This is a genomic window from Buchnera aphidicola (Nipponaphis monzeni) (genome assembly GCF_006741185.1).
Lineage (GTDB): Bacteria > Pseudomonadota > Gammaproteobacteria > Enterobacterales > Enterobacteriaceae > Buchnera_H > Buchnera_H aphidicola_T.
In genome coordinates this window covers 197,206-221,324 of record NZ_AP019379.1, presented here as the reverse complement: position 1 = coordinate 221,324, position 24,119 = coordinate 197,206, and the positions used below count along the sequence as shown (strand labels likewise).

Annotated in this window: 12 protein-coding genes and 1 pseudogene; 6 read left to right on the top strand and 7 right to left on the bottom strand. The window is 23.2% G+C overall.

Translation table 11 applies throughout. The features are described from left to right. Nucleotides 1-439: 439 nt before the first annotated feature. Nucleotides 440-783: pseudogene (gene erpA / locus BUCNMO_RS00885) on the top strand (iron-sulfur cluster insertion protein ErpA). Between the two features lie 542 nt (nucleotides 784-1,325). Here the strand turns inward: erpA and lpdA are convergent. The 6 genes from lpdA to truA all read right to left on the bottom strand — a co-directional run bounded on the left by lpdA (nucleotide 1,326) and on the right by truA (nucleotide 14,588). Continuing rightward, entirely contained in the window at nucleotides 1,326-2,741 is a 1,416-nt protein-coding gene (gene lpdA / locus BUCNMO_RS00880) for a dihydrolipoyl dehydrogenase (RefSeq protein ID WP_158344753.1), read from the bottom strand. 110 nt (nucleotides 2,742-2,851) lie between these two features. Continuing rightward, nucleotides 2,852-4,141 (bottom strand): 2-oxo acid dehydrogenase subunit E2, encoded by a 1,290-nt coding sequence (locus BUCNMO_RS00875; protein ID WP_158344751.1) that lies wholly within the window; start codon nucleotides 4,139-4,141, stop codon nucleotides 2,852-2,854. Nucleotides 4,142-4,151: 10 nt separating this feature from the next. Further along, nucleotides 4,152-6,818, bottom strand: coding sequence for a pyruvate dehydrogenase (acetyl-transferring), homodimeric type (gene aceE / locus BUCNMO_RS00870; protein ID WP_158344749.1), 2,667 nt, complete (start codon nucleotides 6,816-6,818; stop codon nucleotides 4,152-4,154). A 1,625-nt stretch (nucleotides 6,819-8,443) separates the two neighbouring features. Then, nucleotides 8,444-10,945 carry a preprotein translocase subunit SecA gene (gene secA / locus BUCNMO_RS00865; RefSeq protein WP_158344747.1) on the bottom strand — a complete coding sequence of 834 codons (2,502 nt, stop codon included), beginning with the start codon at nucleotides 10,943-10,945 and terminating at the stop codon, nucleotides 8,444-8,446. A gap of 286 nt (nucleotides 10,946-11,231) precedes the next feature. Continuing rightward, nucleotides 11,232-13,463 (bottom strand): penicillin-binding protein 1B, encoded by a 2,232-nt coding sequence (gene mrcB, locus BUCNMO_RS00860; protein WP_158344745.1) that lies wholly within the window; start codon nucleotides 13,461-13,463, stop codon nucleotides 11,232-11,234. Between the two features lie 339 nt (nucleotides 13,464-13,802). After that, entirely contained in the window at nucleotides 13,803-14,588 is a 786-nt protein-coding gene (truA, locus tag BUCNMO_RS00855; protein ID WP_158344743.1) for a tRNA pseudouridine(38-40) synthase TruA, read from the bottom strand. Between the two features lie 303 nt (nucleotides 14,589-14,891). Between truA and dksA the strand changes: the two genes are divergently transcribed. The 5 genes from dksA (at nucleotide 14,892) to thrC (ending at nucleotide 22,747) form a co-directional block, all read left to right on the top strand. After that, a complete protein-coding gene (dksA, locus tag BUCNMO_RS00850) occupies nucleotides 14,892-15,347 on the top strand; it encodes an RNA polymerase-binding protein DksA (protein ID WP_158344740.1) in 456 nt (151 codons plus the stop codon). 336 nt (nucleotides 15,348-15,683) lie between these two features. Continuing rightward, the gene (pcnB, locus tag BUCNMO_RS00845; protein ID WP_158344738.1) at nucleotides 15,684-16,946 is read left to right on the top strand and encodes a polynucleotide adenylyltransferase PcnB; all 1,263 of its coding nucleotides are present in this window, start codon (nucleotides 15,684-15,686) and stop codon (nucleotides 16,944-16,946) included. Nucleotides 16,947-18,048: 1,102 nt separating this feature from the next. After that, nucleotides 18,049-20,499: a bifunctional aspartate kinase/homoserine dehydrogenase I gene (gene thrA / locus BUCNMO_RS00840; RefSeq protein ID WP_158344736.1), complete on the top strand. Its 2,451-nt coding sequence runs from the start codon at nucleotides 18,049-18,051 to the stop codon at nucleotides 20,497-20,499. A gap of 22 nt (nucleotides 20,500-20,521) precedes the next feature. Further along, nucleotides 20,522-21,451 carry a homoserine kinase gene (gene thrB / locus BUCNMO_RS00835; protein ID WP_158344734.1) on the top strand — a complete coding sequence of 310 codons (930 nt, stop codon included), beginning with the start codon at nucleotides 20,522-20,524 and terminating at the stop codon, nucleotides 21,449-21,451. A gap of 3 nt (nucleotides 21,452-21,454) precedes the next feature. Then, nucleotides 21,455-22,747: a threonine synthase gene (gene thrC, locus BUCNMO_RS00830; RefSeq protein ID WP_158344732.1), complete on the top strand. Its 1,293-nt coding sequence runs from the start codon at nucleotides 21,455-21,457 to the stop codon at nucleotides 22,745-22,747. Between the two features lie 156 nt (nucleotides 22,748-22,903). Here thrC and ychF read toward each other — a convergent pair whose 3' ends face one another. Continuing rightward, on the bottom strand, nucleotides 22,904-23,992 hold the full coding sequence (ychF, locus tag BUCNMO_RS00825; RefSeq protein WP_158344730.1) for a redox-regulated ATPase YchF: 1,089 nt from the start codon (nucleotides 23,990-23,992) through the stop codon (nucleotides 22,904-22,906). Between the last annotated feature and the right edge of the window lie 127 nt (nucleotides 23,993-24,119).

The following is a 24,119-nucleotide window of genomic DNA, read 5'->3' as shown; positions in this document are numbered from 1 at the left end:
TCTAATAAATAATTTATCTATTCAACAAATAAAAATTTGAAAAAATTTAAAATACATACTATTTTTTAAAAAAATACGAATATATGAAATAATGTTTTATACAAAAAATATATAATATATATATTACACTAAAATTTAATAAATTTAAAATATTTATCTAAATAAACATATATTAATGTTATTCAAATACATGAAGAAAAAGTATAATTATTATTTATATAATACATGATAACTAACAGTTGACGACATATCAAATAACTACTAATATAACATCAGTAATAATAAATATATTTTAATACATACTATTGAAATTAATATTTATCATTATACAAAAATTATATTGCTTAAATACCAGCATTCATAAATAATAATTAGTAATTTTATTAATATTATCTAATGTAACTCATAACTATAATTTACTAAATAAAAGTATCATATAATGAAAAACAAATATAACGTTCACATCAAAATTACTAAATTCGCAATAAACAACATTATAGAAACAATTAAAAAAAAAATGAAAAAAATTTAAAATTTAGAGTTTATATTACAGGAGGAGGATGTAACGGATTTACTTACGGATTTGCTTTAGATAACCAAATAAAAAAAACTGATATTATTATACAACACTCCGAAGTTCCCATTGTTACTGATATAGTTAGTGTCCAATATTTAATTGGAGGAGAAATAGATTATATAGAAAATTTAGAAGGATCTAAGTTTGTTATAAAAAATCCTAATGCTAAAACAACATGTGGATGTGGTATGTCTTTCAGTATATAATTCGTAAAAAAAATAGTTTATAAATTATTTATTTTATCATACATAGAATATTATTAACTATAACATATTTAAAATATGACAGTGTATGTCCTATTAAAAACTAATAATTATATTTGTATATAATTTTGATAAATATAATTTAGTATAGTTATTTAATTACTAAAAAATTTTTTAATAAATAAAATTAACGTTTTAAATTTATATTCATTTACAAAAATGTTCACCATAAAATACTTAAAAACATATTTATGTTACATTTTATATAAAAAAAATTACATTCCATAATTTTGGATAGCAATAAGTATATAAATAATATTTATTATATTTCATATATATTTAAAATGATTTAATCTCAAAATTGTTTTTAATAATTTATATACTATTATTTAAAAAAACATTTTATATTAATAACGTTAATATATATATTAACATATATAATGATATATCCATTGTTTAAAAAAAATTATATATATACATATATAAATTATTTTAATAATTTTTACAAAAAAAGTTTTATTAAATGTTAATATTACTATATTCATTCAATTATTTATAAGATCTGTAGAAATTCCTTGTAAAACTTCAGAAGCGCCTCCTATTGTTTCATATAAAGTAGGATGTGCATGCATCGTTAATGAAATATCTTCAGCATAACAACCCATTTCAATCGCTAAACTAATTTCACCTAATAATTCTCCTGCATTTGGTCCCAAAATAGCCCCCCCAATGATACGTTTAGATACATCATCAAAAATTAAATTCGTTTGCCCAACATGAGCATTAGATATAATTGCTTTACCTGATACTGACCATGGAAATACCGATTTTTTATATTTTATATTTTTTTCTATAGCTTCTTTTTCAGTCACTCCTACCCAAGCTAACTCTGGATTAGTATAAGCTATTGCTGGAATTACTAATGGGTCAAAAAAAACTTGTTTACCTGCAATTATATCAGCAACTATTTTCCCTTGATAAATCCCTTTATGTGCTAACATTGGGTAACCAACAACATCTCCGATAGCATAAATATTTGGTATATTAGTACATAATTGATCATTAACACAAACATTTCCTAAATTACTAATAGAAACTCCTCCTATTTTTTTCAAATTTAAATTTTCTAAATCTATTTTACGCCCTATAGCAATCAATACTGCATCATAACAAACTAATTTATCTATATTGCTATTATTTTTTAATGTGACCCAAATACCATTATCTTTTGCTTTAATTTTTAATACTTGAGTATTTAATATAATTTTAAAATCCATACTAACAATTTTTAAAAAATTACTCACTAAGTCTTGATCTACAGATGCAAAAATTTGAGAATTTGTATCTACAACATCTACTATAGATCCTAACGCACTATATATTGTCGCCATTTCTAAACCAATAATTCCGCTTCCAATAATTAAAAAACGTTTAGGAATCATTGATAAACATAAAGCATCATTAGATGTCCATATTCTTTCATCTAAATAAGGAACATTATTTAACATGACAGGAGTTGATCCAATAGCAATAACTGCTTTCTTAAAAAATATATTAAAATCTTTAGACTGACTATTACGTACTAATAAATGATTTGCAGTAACAAATGATCCTATTCCAGTTAATACTTGAATATTCCTTTTATTAGATAAGTATGTTAACCCTTCCGACAATTTTTTTATTAAATTTTTTTTCCATAGTCTAATTTTACAAATATCAATTTGCAATGTATTAAATAATACGCCACATTTAGACAAATGCTTCACATCTTTAATTGTTTTAGCTATATGCAACAGCGCTTTAGAAGGTATACATCCTACATTTAAACATACTCCTCCTAAATTAGGATATTGTTCTACTAAAACAGTATCTAATCCTAAGTCTGCACATCTAAATCCAGCAGAATACCCAGAAGGACCACCTCCAATAACTACTACTTCAGTATAAATGTTACAACTCATTAAATTTTTTCCTTAATCAGTAATATTATGTTTTATTTATTATATTTTGATGTAAACATTCTTATATTATTTTTTATAAATGTAAATTTACTTAAAAAACAAAAAAAACTTTAAATAGACAGCAATCTAATATCTGATAAATATTCACTAATACATGTAATAAAATGAGCAGCCTCCATACCATTAATTACGCGATGATCATAACTCATAGATAATGGTAACATCAATCGTGGTACAAATTCATTGTTTTTCCAAACTAATTTTTGAGAAACTTTACTAATACCTAAAATAGCTACTTCTGGAGAATTAATTATAGGTGTAAAATAAGTACCTCCTAATTTTCCTAAATTAGATATTGTAAAACAACCTCCTTCCATATCTGATATTTTTAACATTTCTGTACGAGATTTTTCAGAAATTTTTTTTAATTCTTGAGAAATTTCATAAATATTTTTTTTATCAACATTTTTAATTACAGGAACTAATAACCCTTTAGCAGTATTAACAGCTACTCCAATATTATAATATTGTTTTAAAAAAATGTATTGTTTATTCTCTGATAAAGAACTGTTAAAAATAGGAAATTTTTTTAAAGCATAGGTAACTATTTTAATTAAAAAAATTAATAATGTTACATTTATATTTTTTTTAATTATAGTCTGCGTTGATTGTTTATTATTTATTTTTTTTCTAAAAGACTCTAAGTTAGTAACATCTACTTCATCGAAATGTGTAACATGAGGAATTTGTACCCAATAACTAGACAAATTTTTACTTACTTTTCGTTGAATATAACTCATTCGTACTTTTTTAATGGATCCAAATTTATCTAAATCGTTTTTTAACTCAGTAATTTTCTCTAAAATATTACTGCTATTTTTATTATTACATTCAATTGATTCATCTAACATACGAATATGTTTATTCAGATCTTCTTTTAAAATGCGACTATTCACACCACTGCCTTTAATGTTACTTAAATTAATATTCATGACCCTAGACATTTTTCTAACTAAAGGTGAGGCATGAACAAATTTTTTATCATAAAAACAATTATTAGGCATATAATCTACTGTATGATGCTTTTTTGGCAATATTTTACAAATATTATCTACACATAATTTGTCAATATTTTTTTTACTTGCATTTTCACTAACATAATTAATAGATTTTATATCTACTATTAACATTAAAGAATTTTTTTTAACTAAATCTCCTATTTTAACTAAAATTTTTTTTACAATACCATTGTATTTTGAAGGAATATCTATAGATGCTTTTTCTCCTTCTACAGTAACAATTTCTTGATCTTTTACTATGTAATCTCCTACCTGTACTAATATTGCAATTATTTCTACTTCTTCTAATCCAATATCAGGAACTTTAACTTCAATTTCCACAATACCCCTCTTATATTAAGCTAGGATTAACTTTTTGAGTATCAACATTATATTTTGTTACCGCTTTAAAAAATAATTGTTTATCAATTTTACCACATTTTACTAATGCACTTAAAGCATTTACTACAATATGGTATTCGTCAATTTCGAAAAAATACCTTAATTTATTTTTACTATCAGATCTTCCAAATCCATCTGTACCAAGTACATTATATGAAATAGCAGGAACATAATTTCTTACTTGTTCCGCATATAGTTTCATATAATCAGTAGAAACTACAGCAGGATCAGAATTCATTATCTGTGCAATGTAAGGGACTTTTAGAGATTTTTCAGGGTTTAAGTTATTCCAGCGTTCGCAATTTTGTCCATCTCTAGCTAATTCAGTAAAAGATGTTACACTATAAATACTTGATCCTATTCCATATTCAATTGATAATATTTCTCCAGCAATACATACATTTTTTAAAATTGCACCTGATCCCATCAGTTGTACTTTAGCACACTTACCATCTATCTCTTTTAACTTATAAATACCTTTACAAATACCCTCTTCAACATTTTCAGGCATACTAGGCATAACATAATTTTCATTTGAAGTTGTAATATAAAAATATACATTTTCTTGTAAAGAACCATACATTCTACGCAAACCATCTTCAATTATTACTGATAATTCATACGCATATGCAGGATCGTAAGAAACACAATTAGGTATGGTTAAAGCATGAATATGACTGTGTCCATCCTCATGTTGTAAACCTTCACCATTTAAAGTAGTTCGCCCAGAAGTGCCTCCTATTAAAAAACCTCTAGCTTGATGATCCCCCGCTAACCATAATAAATCTCCTATCCTTTGAAAACCAAACATAGAATAAAATACATAAAACGGAATCATTGGATAATTATTTATACTATATGATGTAGCCGCTGCTATCCAAGAAGACACAGCTCCTACTTCATTAATTCCTTCTTGTAAAATTTGTCCTTTTACACTTTCTTTATAATAAGAAATTTGATTTTTATCTTGAGGTATATACTGTTGACCACAACTATTATATATACCTAGTTTTCTAAATAACCCTTCCATTCCAAAAGTACGTGCTTCATCAGCTATAATAGGTACTATTCTATTTTTTATTGAATCTTTTCTTAACAAAATATTAATAATACGAACAAAAGCAATAGTAGTAGAAATTTGCTTACTTTGCTTTCTTAGTAAATCTTTAAAAGCATCTAACTTTGGCAGATCTAGCGTTTCTGTAAACTTAGGAAGACGTTTTGGAATATATCCTCCTAATTTGTGTCTCTGAGTATGTATGTAATTATATTCAGAAGAATTTTTTTTAAAAGAAATAAAATTAAGATTCTCTATGTCTTCTAAACTGACTGGAATATTAAATTTTTTTTGTATATATTTTAAACTATTAAAATCAATTGTTTTAATTTGATGGGCTATATTTTTACTTTCTACTAAAGGACCCATTCCATATCCTTTAACAGTATGTATCAAAACAACCACAGGTTGATTAACAACAGACTTTGCTTTCTTTAATGCACAGAAAATTTTTTTAAAATCATGCCCACCTCTATTTAGTTCCCAGATTTCTTCATCACTCATATCTTTTACTAAATTTTCAGTTTCCACATATTTTCCAAAAAAATTTTTTCTAATATAAGCTCCATTTTTCGATTTAAATCTTTGATAATCACCATCTAAAGTTTCATTCATTAACTGTATTAGTTTTCCAGTCACATCTTTTTTAAATAATTTATCCCATGCCCCTCCCCAAATAACTTTAATAACTGACCAACCAGATCCTTTAAAAATCATTTCTAATTCACTAATAATTTTTCCGTTACCGAAAACAGGACCATCTAATCTTTGTAAGTTACAATTAATTATAAATATAAGATTATCTAATTTTTCTCTAGAAGCTGTAACCAATAATCCTTTTGCTTCTACTTCATCCATTTCTCCATCGCCTAAAAAAACATATACTGTTTGATTTGTAGTATCCTTTAAACCTCTATTATGTAAGTATTTTAAAAATCTCGCTTGATAAATAGAACATACTGCAGATAAACCCATTGAAACCGTAGGAAATTGCCAAAATTCAGGCATTAACTTTGGATGAGGATAAGAAGATAAACCATTACCTTCTAATTCTTGACGAAAATTGTTTAATTGTTTCTTTGATAATCTACCTTCTAAAAAAGCCCGAGAATAAATTCCAGGTGATATATGCCCTTGAAAATAAACTAAATCACCCGTACTATCTATATTCGAAGCTTTAAAAAAATGATTAAAACATACTTCATAAATACTAGCGGAAGATTGAAAAGAAGATAAATGACCTCCTAAATCTAATTTTTTTTTAGAAGCTCGTAACACCATCATAATAGCATTCCATCGCACTGCTGCACATATTTTTTGTTCCAAAAACAAGTCACCTGGATACTCACATTCATCTACATATGATATTGTATTAATATGGTCAGTGATTAATAAAGAATGAGGTAAATATTTGTCATCTTTATTTTCGAGAATTTTTATCATTTGTTTAATCAAATACTTAGCCCGATCAGCTCCTTCTGTTTGAATTACTGAATTAATTGAATCTTTCCATTCACATGTTTCTATTGGATCTATATCATTATAGAATTTTTCTGACATAAGCTCCATTCCTATTTGTTTATATGTTTCTTATAAAGAACATTTATCTAACTTTATTTTATAAAATATGATAATTATCATTTGTAAATAAATAAATTTAATAACAAATAATACAAAACATAACAAAAAATAGTAAATGCTGTATAATTAAATTAATAATTTGTAATAAAATTATGTTTTTATAATATTTAAAACTTATATTTAATATCTTAAATATATAAAAAAATAATTAACGGCTAAATTATATTTAAAACAAATTATAAATAATATGACTATTAAAAACATTTTAAGCGTATAAAAAAATATTTTTAAAAAATTTTAATATACTACTATTTTATAAAAAATTTAATGTTTATTTTAAAAAAACCTTAAATACAAAAAATTTATTAATATATCATTATTTTATAAATATATTTTTTTTAAAAAATACAACTTTGAATTAACAATAAACTATTTTTTTTGTACATAATTAAATTTGAGCAATTTTAAAATATTAAATTATATTTTTTATTATAAATAAATGTATAAATACCTGTAAAGTATTCTAAAAAATATATATCACAAATATTTTATATATATAACGCTATAATAATCAAATTGCATTTATTCACTTAATAAATAGTAATGTTTTTTCTACAACAAAATTTGAAATTATTTAATACTATACTTTTTGATGAAAATATACTCCATTACTATTTATTACATAAAAAATATTTTGTTTTGAAAATAAATCTAATATCATACTATATACTATAAATACTTTTTTTTTAAAATAAAATAAACAACTTTTTAAAAATACTAAATATATTACTTATATATAAATCATATTCAATTTTTTTAACATTGTAATGTTACATTATTTAGTAATGCTTAAATATATTAAAACATGTTTAAAATTGCAAATACTAGTAAAATACATATAAAAAATAACTTATTTGAAATTTTCAGAACAAATAATTTATTTTATTTTATTAAAAATAATTTATTTTATTATTTAATAATACATTATTTTTTTATATAAACATATCATTGTTAATGATGACTAATAATATTATTATAATAAACATTATCTTATTTATTATTGTCAATAGCTCACTAAATACATAGTAATCCACATCATTTACTGCTACGTAAACAGCATAATTATAACAATAACAATGTAAAAGACATATTTAATAACCTTATTATATAATTATTTATATATAAAATTACATTTACGATATTAAAAGTATATAAAAAATATAATGTAAACTATTCAAAAAAATAAAAAATAACCCAAAAAATATTTTTTATAAATTTTTTTTTTAAATAATATAGAACATATAATTAACATAACCCATTAAACATGTATATTATTTTAAAAAAATTTATTACGCTATCAAAAAAATGTATATACACAAGTATTTTAATGAAATACAAACTATATTCAAACGCTATACTTATATAATTTATAAAAGATTAGCTAATAACAAAAAAATTAAATTATATTATAAATATAAGTAAATTATACTTTTATAAATTCATTTTTTCAGTTTAAGTACTATTTTAATATAATAAACATATTGAATTAATACTTATTTATTTTAGTAAAAAATTTTATTAAATTACTTTATGTCTAAATTATACTATTTCTCAATACATTCAGACGTACATAAAAAACTTAAATCTGATATTACTTTGTACTTTAAATTTTTAAGCATTTTGGAAAACATAATAAAAGATTCTCTTTCGTATTCTTGTTTAGGATCTTTTTGAGCATACCCTCTTAAATAAATACCATTTCTTAAATAATCCATAGAAGATAAATGTTCTTTCCAAAAAAAATCTAACGATTGTATCATAATTAATCTTTCAATTCTTTGTATGTTATTTAAACCAATCATACGAACTTTCTTTTTATAATGATATCGAAATTTTTTAACAATATAGTTAATAACTTGACTTTTAGACAACACAATGTTACGATCGTAATCGTTTAATATTGAAATATTAATGTTAAAATTATTTTTTATATAACGTTGTAAATTATATAAACAATCCTTATTAAGGATATCATTAAAAATGTATATACTAGTAATCGTAGAAAATACATCAAATGATATTTCCATAATTAATTTACTAATGTTTTTAGAATCAATTAATTGATTCCTTTGTTGATAAATAATGCAACGTTGATTATTAACTATATTATCATAGTCTAAAAGATTTTTACGAATATCAAAATTCCGATTTTCAATTTTTTTTTGAGCACTAAAAATAGCCCTAGTTATCCATTTATGCTGTATCGCTTCGTTTTCTTTAACTCCTAATCGTCGCATCATCATTATAATTCTATCAGAAGAAAAAAGGCGCATAAGAGGATCTTCCATTGAAAGATAAAATCTAGAAGATCCATTGTCACCTTGCCTCCCTGATCTACCTCTTAATTGATTATCAATACGTCTTGACTCATGTCTTTCTGTGCCAATTATATGTAATCCTCCTACCGATAACACAAGATCATGTTGAATTTTCCATTCTTTTTTAGCATCTTCTATGTTTTTCTTATTATTAGACGAAGTAAAGCATTCTAAACTACCTCCTAAAACAATATCTGTACCTCTTCCAGCCATGTTTGTAGCAATAGTAACTGCACTCATTTGACCAGCTTCTGCTATAATTCGAGCCTCTTGTTCATGAATCTTAGCATTTAAAACATTGTGTTTAATCCCCAATTTTTTCAATTTTTTAGATATAAACTCTGATTTATCAATAGATATCGTCCCTACTAATACTGGTTGTTTGTTGTTCATACATCTTTGAATATCTTTGATAACAGCATTAATTTTTTCTTTTTCAGTCATATATACTAAATCAGGTAAATCTTGACGAATCATTGGAAAATTAGTTGGTATTACAATAGTATCCAAATTATAAATTTGATTAAATTCAAAAGACTCAGTAATCGCAGTGCCTGTCATACCCGATAATTTATCATATAACTTAAAATAATTTTGAAAAGTAATAGATGCTAATGTTTGACTTTCATTTTTAATTTTTACCCTTTCTTTTGCTTCTATTGATTGATGAACTCCATCAGACCAACGCCTTCCTTCCATCAAACGACCAGTATGCTCATCAATAATGACAATTTTATTATCTTTAACAATATAATCTACATTTTTTATAAACAATTTATGAGCACGTAAAGAAGCTATAACACAATTCATCAGCGCAATATTTTCGGAAGAGTACAACGATTCATTAACCTTCATTAATTTTTCCTTAATTAATAATTTTTCCATTTTAACTAAACCTTGCTCTGTCAAATATATCTCACGCTGTTTTTCGTTTATATAAAAATCTCCAACATCTTTTGATGTTTCACTACTTTCATTTTTTTGCTGAATGAAATGAGGAATTAATTTATTTATTTTAAAATATAATTCCGAACGATTTTCTGAAGCACTAGATATTATTAATGGAGTTCTAGATTCATCAATTAATATAGAATCTACCTCATCTATCAATGCATAATGTAACTGTCTTTGAACTCTATCTTCTGGATTTAAAACCATGTTATCTCTAAGGTAATCAAAGCCATACTCATTATTTGTTCCATAAGTTATATCTGATAAATATGCTTGTTTTTTACATTTTAAAGACATTCCTGAAAGATTCAATCCTACTTTTAAATTGAGAAAATTAAATAATGGAGTATTTTGGTATGCATCTCTTTTTGCTAAATAATCATTCATAGTTACTATATGTACACCTTTTCCTGACAAAGCATTTAAATATGCAGGTAATGTAGACGTCAAAGTTTTACCTTCACCTGTTTTCATTTCAGCGACACAAAATTGATTTAAAATAACTCCACCTAATAATTGTACATTAAATAAATTCAATCCGAATATTCTTTTAATTACTTCTCTTACAGTTGCAAAAGCTTTAGGAAGAATATTATTTAATTTTTCCCCATGAAGTAACTGCATACGAAAATGATTAGTTTTATTTTTTAGCTGCATATCATTTAAATTAGAATAATCATGCTCTAAAGCATGAATACGATCAACAATTATTTGTGCTTTTTTTAAAACACGATCATTACGGCTCCTAAATATTTTAGATAATAATTTTATTAACATTACGGTAGTCTCAAAAATAATACAAATTTTAACAATGCACAATTATCTGCTTTTATAATATACTATTACTTAACACTATTTATATAAAACAAATTAACTAAAATTTCTAACATAATCTATATAATTTTTACAAATATAAAAATTATAAAAAATACATTTTGACAATACTGCAGTTTCATCTCTACAAAATAAAAACTTCTACTTATGAAAACCTTTTATACAAAACATTCTTACTAAAAAATATGTTTAGTAAACTATATACTTCCTATATAATAAATTGATGTTGTTAATGTTTGTAACAAAATTTATTAGATACAACACACCACATAGGTAAAAATCTATCTACTTTTTTATTTAAAAAATCTGTTATTATTTTGCCTTGTTTATCTATAGAAAAAAATTTTATAGTATTAGGAGGCAAAATTAACAAAGGTTTAGGATGTTTGTTTTTTAAATATTTTTTGTAAATCTCCATCGCTCCAGAAGCACCATAAAGTTGTGAAGATTTATTATTATCACGACCAACCCAAACAACTACCACTTGAGTACCATCAATTCCAACAAACCAACTATCTACTAAATTATTTGTAGTTCCAGTTTTACCAGCTAAATTAAAATAATTAAACATTGATCCTAAAGACTTACCAGTACCTTTAGTAACAACTTCTTGCATGCTATAAAGCATCAAAAAAGTAGATTCAACTGAAGCTAATCTTTTAGGTTTTGGAAAATTTTGATACAATAACGTTCCATCACTAGATAATATCGTTTTAATTAATGATAGCTTTAATTTATTACCACCACTAGCAATAATTTGAAAAATTTGACCTACTTCTACAGGAGTTAGATTAATAGACCCTAAAAATATTGATGGAACCATAGAAATTTGCTTTTCAGATAATCCAAAATGTTTCCATTTATCAACTATCTTTTTTAAACTTAATTTCATACTTAAAGAAACAGTAGGTATATTTACCGAATGAACAAAAGCATCTATTAACATAATTTTATCAACAAATTGATTATTATCATTCTTAGGAACCCAAAAATTTTTATTACTTAATGCCAAAGCAATTGGTTTACCCGATAACCAGGTATTTAACTGATATTTATCAGGTTCCTCTAACGCAGTCAAATATACGATTAGTTTTGCTAAAGAACCAATTGATCTTCTAGCATAATAAGCTCTGTTATATCCTAAATAATAAGGGTCAGAACCTCCTAAAACAGCTTGTATTTCTCCACTAAAACGATTAATTACAACCATAGCAGCTTCTAAATTTTTTAACCTCATCCTTCTTTTAAAAAAAAGCATACTTTCTTGAGTCGACTTATTAACACACTCTTGAGAAATAATATCTAAAGTAGTAAACACTCGAATTCCAAATAAACTTTTTGTTTTATTTTTAAAATGTTTAATTAATTTTTTTTTAATAATTTGAGTTAAAATAACATAAGATTTTTTTATTTTAGATTTATCTTGTACATTTAAAGCACGCATAACTAAAATTTTATACGTTTTTTTATTAATAATATGCCTCTTAAATAACGTATACAAAACTAAATTACGTCTATTTAATGCCTTATACGGATGTAACCAAGGATTATATAAAGATGCTCCCTTTAACATACCTATTAATAAAGCATATTGCTCTAAACTAAGTTCGTTAATAGGACATCCAAAATAGTACAAACTTGCTAAAGAAAATCCATGGACCTGTTCATTTTTTTCATGGCCTAAATATACTTCATTTAAATATGTTTCTAATATTAAATTTTTACTATAAATAAAATCCATTACTAATGCTAATAATCCTTCATTAATTTTCCTCCACATTGATCGTGTATTATCAAGAAATAAATTTTTGACTAATTGTTGTGTAATAGTACTTCCACCTTGAATATTTTTACCAACTATAACATTTATAAAAAAAGCTCGTATTATAGAATATAAATTCACACCTTCATGCATGAAAAAACGTCTATCTTCAATAGACAATAACATTGTAATAAAAATATTAGGATACTTATTGATAGGTAAATAAATTTGTTTTTTTTTACCATTAAATTGAATTAGTGCTATTAATTTAGGGTCTATACGAATAGAGCTTAAATTAAGATCACTTAACAAATTTTTTATTTCAATTAATGCATTTTTATAAAATGTAAGCCTGACATAAATAGATGATTCTACACCATCCGGAAAATAAAATGATCGGCGAAACAAATCAATACTATTTTTATTAACATGAAATTGTCCAGATTTAACTACACAATTAACATTACGATATCCATTATTAACTAACATTAAAATAATTTCTTGTTTAGAATATAAGCTATTTGGCTCTAAGTCAACTATCCGAGAAAAAACTGTAGTAGGAGTAGAATAAGGAATATTACTAAAAAAGTGCCGAATATATATATACCAATAAATAATATATATACCTATTATTAAAAAAAATAAAATTAAACATTTTATCAGTAATAACAATTTATTATTAATTAACTTATAGTACATGAATACTCTCCACCTTTTATATAATTTATAAATTTTTTTATATAAAAAGATATAAAAACATTACCTATAAAAGATAAATACTACTTTATGTTTAATGAAAAAAATATGACTCATTAATGACTTAAACCTTACATTTTTTTGTTAAAAAACAAGTTAACAAGTACCAATGCTACTTTGATTTAAATAATAATTATTTTTTAAAAATTTTATACTATCTTATATGTTAAAAAACCATTTAGAATAAAAGCATAATTCCCCTTATATCTTGTATATATTATATATATTAAATATATTAAAATAATAAACAACATTCTATATTGCAATTTTAAATATACGTGTCTATATAACAAAAAATTTTCTACAAATATTCCTTGAAAGATTGAAAACTAAAGGATAATGAACAAAAATTAAATATAAACCAGACGCTTTGGCAGTTACACCACCTAAATTTCTATTTTTATTTTTCAATAAATATTGTATCCAAGTTATTTTTTTTTTAGAGGACCCAATATCTATTAAACAGCCTACAATATTACGAACCATACGATATAAAAAAGAATTAGCTTCAATATCAATAATTACTAATCTATCCTGTCTAGATATATTAAAATAAATAATTTGCCTCCAAGGAGTTTTTGATTGGCAACCTCTTCCTCTAAAAGAACTAAAATCATGTTCCCCTATTAAATTATTACCCGCTAATTTCATTTTATTAACATCTAATCTCATTTTAGAAAAACAATAATATTGTGAATAAAAAATAGAAGATCGGCACTTATAATTATAAATGAAATAACGATAACGACGTGAAATAGCACTGTAACGAGCATTAAAAAAATTAGGTACTATTTTTGCCCATTGTACAGAAATATCATTAGGTAAATAAGAATTTACACCAAATACCCAAGAATTTTTTTTTCGAACAGAAATAGTAGTAAAATGTACTACTTGTCCTGTACTATGAACTCCTGCATCTGTCCTTCCTGCACATGTAACATTAATCTTATGATTAGCTATTTTAGATAATGCATTTTCTAATTGTTCTTGAATAGTTAATACTGTATGTTGCTTTTGCCATCCATGATAATTTGTTCCATTATACTCTACTCCAAGTGCAATCTTCATAGTATTCTAAAAAAAATAATAGTTGAAAAATATAAATATATAAGTAATATACAATAACATTACGTTTAATCAACATTAATCTCATAATGAACAAAATAAAAAATAGGTTACTATTTATAAATATACTTTTTAAAAAAACATGTATTATTAATAAATTATTTATTTTTAATTAAATATTACTAATATAAATAGACACATATATCAATAATTTAGACAAACATTAAATAACTACCTGAAAAAACTAAAAAACAAAAAAAATAAAAAATAATCTTCAATTAAAACAAATTATACACAGGAAAAAATATGCAAATTAAAAGAAAAAGAAAATCGTCATCTTTAAGTATTTTAAGTATTGCTGGAGTTAAACCTTATGAAATAAAAGACAATGAAAAATATATGAATACAACTCAAATCAATCATTTTAAAAAAATACTAAATGCATGGAAACAACAACTGACAAACAAAATTACTCAAAATTTAAATTATTCTCAAAATACTACAATTAATTATCCAGATCCTATTGATCGAGCAGTACAAGAAGAAGAATTCAGTTTAAACTTAAGGAATAGAGATAGAGAATGTAAATTAATTCATAAAATTGAACAAACTTTAAATAAAATTAAAAAAAATAATTTTGGATATTGCACAACATGTGGAATTGAAATTGGAATTAAACGATTAGAAGCTCGACCAACTGCAAATTTATGCATAGATTGTAAAACTTTATCTGAAATACGAGCAAAACAAATGACATATTAATTAAAACATAATATGTTATGATAAAAAAATCATTTAAAAAAAACATTATAAATAATAATAATACATACTATGTACATTAATGCGTAGATAATTAATTTTTTATTTACAAAATATCAATTATAAAAATATTACTTATATAAAATACAACAATATGATCATAGAAGAAAAAATTGTTACATACAGTTTTATATAACTATTAAAATGTGTTTATGTTATTATTAAATCATAATAAAAAAATAACTTTTAAATACTATTAAAATATTTTTATATATAAAATAAGCACATAGATAATAAAATATCTATTTATAATTTAATTATAATAAAGAAATTTATTTTATGATGCTGATTACTCGTAATAATCACAATATATCCAGAAAAAATATTAGCAAAAATGCTTTAAAAATATTAAACAGACTCAGCAAATTAGGATATGAAGCTTATTTAGTTGGAGGTTGTATTAGAGATCTTATAATAGGTTGTCAACCTAAAGATTTTGATATTACAACTAATGCTACTCCTCAAGAACTAAAAAAATTATTTAGAAATTCTAGAGTTATAGGACGTAGATTTAAAATAATACATATTATCTTTTATAATGAAATTATTGAAGTATCAACATTTAGAGGAAACCACAGAAATAGTAGTATACATACTAAATATAAAAATTTTAAAAAAAATAAAAATGGTTTGCTCTTGACTGATAACATCTTTGGAAAAATAGAAGAAGATGCTCAAAGAAGAGATTTAACTATTAATACCTTATATTATAGTATGAAGGATTTTTGTATACGTGATTATGTTGGAGGAATTAATGATATTAAACAAAAAATTGTTAGATTAATCGGTAATCCAGAATTAAAATATCGTGAAGACCCTGTAAGAATGTTACGAGTAATTAGATTTTCTGTACAATTGAATATGCGTATAGAAAAAGAAACAGCTCGTAAAATACCAAAATTAGCTAATTTATTAACCCATATACCATCAGCAAGATTATTTGATGAATCTGTAAAATTGTTACAAACTGGACATGGTTACAATACTTATAAAAAATTAAAACAGTTTTCTTTAATTCAATCATTAATATCATCTAATTCATTAAGTATAAACAAAAAATTACAGTCAATAACAGAAAAAATAACAATTCAAACGTTAAAAATAATAGATTTTTTTTATAAAAAAAATAGATCAGTAGTTTACTCTTCTCTTTTATTTTCTTCTATCTTATGGTATACACAGCTATATACTACTTTAAAAATAAAACATGAAAAAAAAATACGTTACATAGATGCATTTTTATTAGCAATAAATATCACACTTAATAACAAAGTATTTTTTATAAATATTCCTAAAAAAATTTCCGCTAAAATAAAAAAAATATGGATATTTCAATTACATATGAATAATCATTTACTTTATTCTCAACATCTATTTAAAAATAATAAAAATCGGACATTAATTCAAGCATTTGAACTATTTAAAATAAGATCACATATTGAAAATTATAATAAATTAAATTACATTACTATATTTTGGAAATATGTATCAAATAAGAAATCAAATTTATTTACACATTCACATAATAAAATATTTCTGTAATATAAAAATATTTATATTTTAAATGTTTATTTAAAAAAACAATAACTCATATTCATATTATAATATATAAAAAAATTTAATTTCCTATAAAAAATTAATATAAAGTTATTAAAAAAAACTATTTTTTGTTAAAAATTTTTAATAACTCTATATTAATGTAAAAATAATTATAATTATAATGTTATGAAATTTTATTGTTAACAATATTATTTAATATTTTTTAAATATATTCTTATTTTTTTTTTAAAAAAAACAACTAATAAAAATTAACAAAAATTAATACATTATTTTTTATGAACATAAAAAATGTTTTTTAAAAAATATTACATTTATTACTAATTTTGCTAATATTACATATTAAATATTGAACTGTACTATAAATATCTTATATATACTAATATTTAATATACATTATTAATAGTTAATAATTACATGTAATTCTTTAATTTCTTATAAAATACTTTATAATACAACTAAAAAATTATTAAATAAAATAAAAAAATTGTATTTAAAATTAAAAAAATTGATAATATTTTAAAATTTCTCTAAAAATTATTAAACATTAATTAATGTTAAATTAAATAATTAAAAATAACTTACTTAGTAAAAATTAAGTAATATCTTTAAAAAGATACACTCTTTACATTAATGAACAAAAAAAATGTTAATTAAATATTTATTATTAACATCTAACATTTTCTAGTCACTAAAAATAATAAGTACACAAATACTACTTAACAATTTAAAAAAAATACAACAATAGCAAATTGGTTTAATAATTAATATGTAATACATTAATTTAAAATCAATTTAAAAAAAATAAATTAAATTTACTATAAAACACTAAAAAATAAAAAAGTAATTGAATATATGCTAAAATAATAGCAATATAACATTCTATTATTCAATAATATTTAAATATACAAATTTATATATAAACTTATATAAAAATAATTTTTAAACTAATTTAATCAAAAAAAAACAACTTATACATTCAATTGTTGATACATTTGATATATAAATGTTTTTGTGTATTTTTATACAAAAACATAAACACAAAATATTTAATTTTTTTATAAATGCACTAAGGATATTTTATACTATGAGAATATTAAAATTCGGAGGAACATCATTAAAAAACGCCGAACGATTTTTAATCGTAGCAAGTATTATTGAAGAAAAGGCAAAAATAGAACAAATTTCAATTGTTTTATCAGCTCCAGAAAAAATCACTGACTATTTAACTAAATCTATTTTAGAAAAATATACTAATATAACTAATATAAATTATTTAGATAAAATTAAATCAATTTTAAATACAATTTTATACTACATTTGTGAACAACAAAAAACGTTTCCTTATAAACAATTAAAAACGTTTGTTACCAAAGAACTTTTAACAATAAGTAAATTATTAGAAAAAATTAATACAAAAAAAAAATGTCCTGATAAAATAAAAGCAATAATTATATCTAAAGGAGAAATATTTTCTATTGCTATTATGGAAGGAATTTTACAATCTAGAAAACATCATACTTCTATTATTAACCCAGTTAAAAAACTAATAGCTATTGGAAGTAACTATTTAGATTCAGATGTAAATATTGAACAATCTTCTAAAATCATCCAAAAAATGCATATACCTAAAAATCATATAATTTTAATGCCAGGATTTATAGCTGGAAATTACAACAAAGAATTAACATTACTTGGAAGAAATGGGTCTGATTATTCAGCAGCTATTCTATCAGCTTGTTTAAATGCAGTATGCTGTGAAATTTGGACTGACGTAGATGGAATTTACACCTGTGACCCTAAAATCATTCTTAAACCTTATTTACTAAAATATATCTCTTACCAAGAAGCATTAAAATTATCTTGTTTTGGAGCTAAAATTCTACATCCTAAAACTATACGTCCTATTTTAGATTACAATATACCTTGTATCATACAAAATACTTTAAACTTACAATCAAAAGGAACTATTATTAGTAATAAAACTGACACTAACTTTCATGTAAAAGGAATTACCTATATCGACAAAATTACATTAATTAAATTAATTTGTATTCAAAATGTTAATATAATACAAATTGTCACTCACATTTATAATTTATTTTTAAAAAACGAAATAAAACCTATATTAAGTATACAATCTTCTTTTCAAAAAGAAATTACTATATGTATATATAAAAAAAATTTAAACAAAATAACTAATCTCTTACAAAAAGAATTTAAACATGAAATAGAAAAACAATATATACAACCTTTACATATAATTAACAACTTATCAATTATTTCTATAATAACTTCTGATATTTATAATAGTAAAAATACTATCTCTAAAATCTTTAAAACTCTATATTTATTAAACATAAAAATATTCACAATATCTCAAGAAAATTGTGAAAACGTTTTATCTTTCATAGTAAAAACAAAAAATACTAAACAAACAATAAAAATTGCTCATTCAATTATTTACCATAACACTCAAACAATTGAATTATTCATAATTGGAATAGGAAATGTTGGAAGAACATTATTAAAACAAATTCAAACTCAAAAAAATACATTATATCTCAAATCAATAAAAATAAAAGTATGTGGAATAGCAAATTCTAAACTTATACTAATTAATTCTAATGGAATTTGTTTAAAAAATTGGTTTAAAAATCTTAATAAATTTGGTATACCTTTTCAAGACCTACACATAATTACTAACATAGTTAAAAAAAATTTTTTAATAAATCCCGTTATAGTTGACTGTACATCAAGTATTAAAATAGCTTATGAATACTCTAATTTTATTAAAAATGGACTACATATCGTAACTCCTAACAAGAAAGCAAATACCAATAGTATTGAATACTACAAAAAAATTAGACAATATTCTTTACAATATAATAAAAAATTTTTATACGAAACAAATGTAGGATCCGGACTTCCTATTATAGAAAATTTACAAAAATTAATTAATTCAGGAGACCAAATAATTAAGTTCAAAGGAATTTTATCTGGTTCATTATCATTTATCTTTGGTAAATTAGATGAAGGATTATCTTTATCTGAAGCTACCTTACAAGCTCAAACATTAGGATTTACTGAACCTAATCCGCAAGATGATTTATCTGGAATAGATGTCGCGAGAAAATTATTAATTTTAGCTAGAGAAATGGGTTTTCAAATACATTTAAAAGATATTGTAATCGATCCTATTTTAACTCATACTTTTAACACAAAAAATAATGACACAAAAACTTTTTTTAAAAATTTGTCTACAGTTAACAATATTTTTAATGCTCGTTTAAAAAATGCACAAAAATTAGGAAAAGTGCTTCGATTTGTAGGAACAATTGAAAATAAAGGACAATGTAAAGTTACAATTGAAAATATAGATTTAAACGACCCTTTATATACTGTTAAAAATGGAGAAAATGCATTAATTTTTTACACTAAATATTACAATCCTTTACCATTAGTATTAAGAGGGTATGGAGCTGGAAATGAAGTTACTGCTGCTGGAATATTTTCTGACATATTACGCATAATATAATGGAATTACGAGGATTAAATAAATGATAAAAGTATACGCTCCAGCATCTATTGGGAACGTTGGAGTCGGTTTTGATATTTTAGGAGCCGCAATATTACCTACAGATGGAACTCTATTGGGAGATTTAATACAAATCAAACAATCTAAAGAATTTCAATTAACTAACATTGGAACCTTTGCTCATCAGTTACCTAAAAATATCAAAGATAACATTGTGTGGAAATGTTGGGATCAATTTTGCAAAATAATTAAAAAAAAAATACTAGTCACTATCGTACTAGAAAAAAACATGCCCATAGGATCAGGTTTAGGATCAAGTGCATGTTCAATTGTTTCTAGTTTATTCGCAATGAATGAATTATGTAATAGACCATTATCTACTAATAAGCTTTTAAAATTAATGGGCAAATTAGAAGGAGAAATTTCAGGAAGTATTCATTACGATAATGTATCCCCTTGTTATTTAGGTGGTTTACAATTAATAATAGAAAAAAATAATAAAATCAGTCAAAAAATTCCAAATTTTAAAAATTGGTTATGGATAATAGCTTGGCCAGGAATTAAAATATCAACAGCAGATGCTAGAGCACTTCTACCATCTCAATACACCAGAACAACTTGCATTAAACATAGTCGTAATTTATCTGGATTTATTCATGCATCATATACTATGCAACCTAAATTAGCAGCTAATTTTATAACAGATGTTATTGCTGAACCATACAGAAGTAAATTGTTACCTAATTTTACACAAACTAAAACAACAATAAAAAAAATTGGAGCTTTAGCTTGTGGAATATCCGGATCTGGACCTAGTATATTCGCAATTTGTGATAATGACTTAACAGCAAAAAAAATATCAAAATATCTAGCTAATCATTATATTCAAAGCAAACAAGGATTTGTTCAAGTATGTAAATTAGACACCGTAGGCACTAGAATAATTGGATAAAATATGAAATTATATAATCTTAAAGATCCGAATGAAAAAGTTAATTTTTCTCAAGCTGTAAAATTAGGATTAGGACATAATCAAGGATTGTTTTTTCCCAAAAATCTTCCTAAAATTACGCCTAATATGCTTAAAGAATTACTTGAAATGAATTTTATTGAGCGTAGTAGCAAAATATTAGAATTATTTATAGGAGATGAAATATCAAAAAATGATTTGTTTAATAAAGTTAAGGCAGCTTTTTCATTTTATAAACCTATTATGAAACCTATTACTAAAAAAATATCTTGTTTTGAATTATTTCATGGACCAACGTTAGCATTTAAAGATTTTGGTGCTCGATTTATGGCTCAAATATTATCTTTTTTAAATCAACATGAAAATAAATTAATTACTATTTTAACAGCCACTTCCGGAGATACAGGCGCTGCAGTTGCTCATGCTTTCTATAAAATGAAAAATGTGAAAGTTATCATTTTATATCCAAAAAATAAAATTAGTAAATTACAAGAAAAAATGTTTTGTACTTTAGGACATAATATAAAAACTATTGCAATTGAAGGCAGTTTTGATGAATGCCAAACATTAGTCAAAATGGCTTTTGATGATCAAAATTTAAAAATTCATACAGGGCTAAATTCTGCTAATTCAATTAATATTAGTAGACTATTAGCACAAATTTGTTATTATTTCGAAGCTTTTTCACTTATTGAAAATAAATATCAAAAAAATTTAATTATCTCAGTACCTTGTGGAAACTTTGGAAATCTAACAGCTGGATTATTAGCTAAATCAATAGGTTTACCAATTAAATCATTTATAGCAGCAACAAATGCAAATGATACCGTTCCTAATTTTTTAAAAACAGGCGTATGGAAACCAAAAAAAACTATTTCAACTATTTCAAATGCTATGGACATTAGCCAACCAAATAACTGGTTACGAGTAGAAGAAATTTTCAAAAGAAATAATTGGAATATTCAACAACTAAATTACGGTAGCGTCACTGATATAATTACTAAACAATCTTTAAAAGAACTTTTTTCATTAAATTATATTTCCGAACCACACGCAAGTATCGCTTATACTTTATTAAAAAATAATATAAAGAATAATGAATATGGAATTTTTTTAGGTACAGCACATCCTGCAAAATTTAAACAGACCGTTGATGACATTTTACAGCAAGATATACCTCTACCAACTTCTCTTAAAAAAAGAGTACATTTAAAATTATTATCTTATCATATGAAACCTAACTTTTCAAAACTACGATCCTTCTTATTAGGAGATTAATATAAAAAAGTAATATTTGTTTCCTAACAATAAAATTGTCTACTCTTTTGTTAGGAAACAAAATTATTTAAAATAACAGCATACTATGTTTAAAAAATTAAAAAATCAAAAAACAATTTTTCTAAAAAAAATCAATTATACAACATATAGTACATATTAAACATTAAATAAAAAATGTACAATATCTCCATCCTGAATTTGATAATTTTTACCTTCACTACGATACTTCCCAAATTTTTTTGAACCAGCTTCACCATTATACTTAACAAAATTCTTATAAGAAACAATTTGAGCTCTAATGAAACCCTTTTTAAGGTCTGTGTGAATCTTTCTAGCAGCTTCAATAGCTACAATACCTTTTTTAACTACCCAGGATTTAATTTCTTTCTTACCAACAGTAAAAAAAGTATGTAATCCTAATAAATTAAATCCAGAAAGAATAACTTCATTTAATTTTTCACAATATAAATTTTCATTATTTGAAATCTGTACTTTTGTTTGCACATTCACATTTAAATTAAATTTTTTAGATAAAGCACAAAAGGAAATAATATGACATTTTTTTAATTTTAAAAACTTTAATAAATTATCTAAAATATCACTATCTTTTTTACTATCATTTATATTTACAACATACATTATAGGCTTGTATGTAATAAAATTAAATTTTTTTATAATATTTTTATCTTGTTCATTAAAAAAGAGACTATTTAACATGTAACCTTTTTTTAAATGATTTAAACAAACTTCTAAAACTAATGAATCTACACAAATTTTTTTTCTACAATGTTTATTTCTTTTTTGTAGTTGTATTATTATTTTCTCACACATTTCATAATCAGAAAAAATAAGTTCGTCATTAATTAATTGTACATCAACAATAGGATTTATTACATTATTAACATGGATAACTGAATCATCTTTAAAACAACGAACAACATGTATTAAAGCATCTACTGTTCTAATATCTTGTAGAAACTTATTACCTAGTCCTTCTCCTTTATGCGAGCCTTTAATTAAACCAGCTATATCAACAAATTTTACGAACGCTGGAACAATTCTATCAGGATTTACAATATCAGATAACTTTTTTAAACGTATATCATATATAGGCACAATACCTATGTTAGGATGAATTGTACAAAATGGAAAATTTTCAGAAGGAACTTTCAAATTAGTTAATGCATTGAATAAAGTAGATTTTCCTACGTTAGGTAATCCAATTAAACCACATTTAAAACTCATTTATATTCCTTTTTTAAACATTAAATATAAAAAAACAGTATTAAAACACATAATATCTTACACAACTTAATAAAATCTAGAGAAAAACAAATTATATAAAATTACACTTATTTACTACTATTTAACA

What these genes read in the sequence shown, in the direction of transcription:
- lpdA (WP_158344753.1), bottom strand. Translation starts at nt 2,741, where the DNA reads ATGAGTTGTAACATTTATACTGAAGTAGTAGTTATTGGAGGTGGTCCT.
- aceE (WP_158344749.1), bottom strand. Translation starts at nt 6,818, where the DNA reads ATGTCAGAAAAATTCTATAATGATATAGATCCAATAGAAACATGTGAA.
- secA (WP_158344747.1), bottom strand. Translation starts at nt 10,945, where the DNA reads ATGTTAATAAAATTATTATCTAAAATATTTAGGAGCCGTAATGATCGT.
- mrcB (WP_158344745.1), bottom strand. Translation starts at nt 13,463, where the DNA reads ATGTACTATAAGTTAATTAATAATAAATTGTTATTACTGATAAAATGT.
- truA (WP_158344743.1), bottom strand. Translation starts at nt 14,588, where the DNA reads ATGAAGATTGCACTTGGAGTAGAGTATAATGGAACAAATTATCATGGA.
- dksA (WP_158344740.1), top strand. Translation starts at nt 14,892, where the DNA reads ATGCAAATTAAAAGAAAAAGAAAATCGTCATCTTTAAGTATTTTAAGT.
- pcnB (WP_158344738.1), top strand. Translation starts at nt 15,684, where the DNA reads ATGATGCTGATTACTCGTAATAATCACAATATATCCAGAAAAAATATT.
- thrA (WP_158344736.1), top strand. Translation starts at nt 18,049, where the DNA reads ATGAGAATATTAAAATTCGGAGGAACATCATTAAAAAACGCCGAACGA.
- thrB (WP_158344734.1), top strand. Translation starts at nt 20,522, where the DNA reads ATGATAAAAGTATACGCTCCAGCATCTATTGGGAACGTTGGAGTCGGT.
- thrC (WP_158344732.1), top strand. Translation starts at nt 21,455, where the DNA reads ATGAAATTATATAATCTTAAAGATCCGAATGAAAAAGTTAATTTTTCT.
- ychF (WP_158344730.1), bottom strand. Translation starts at nt 23,992, where the DNA reads ATGAGTTTTAAATGTGGTTTAATTGGATTACCTAACGTAGGAAAATCT.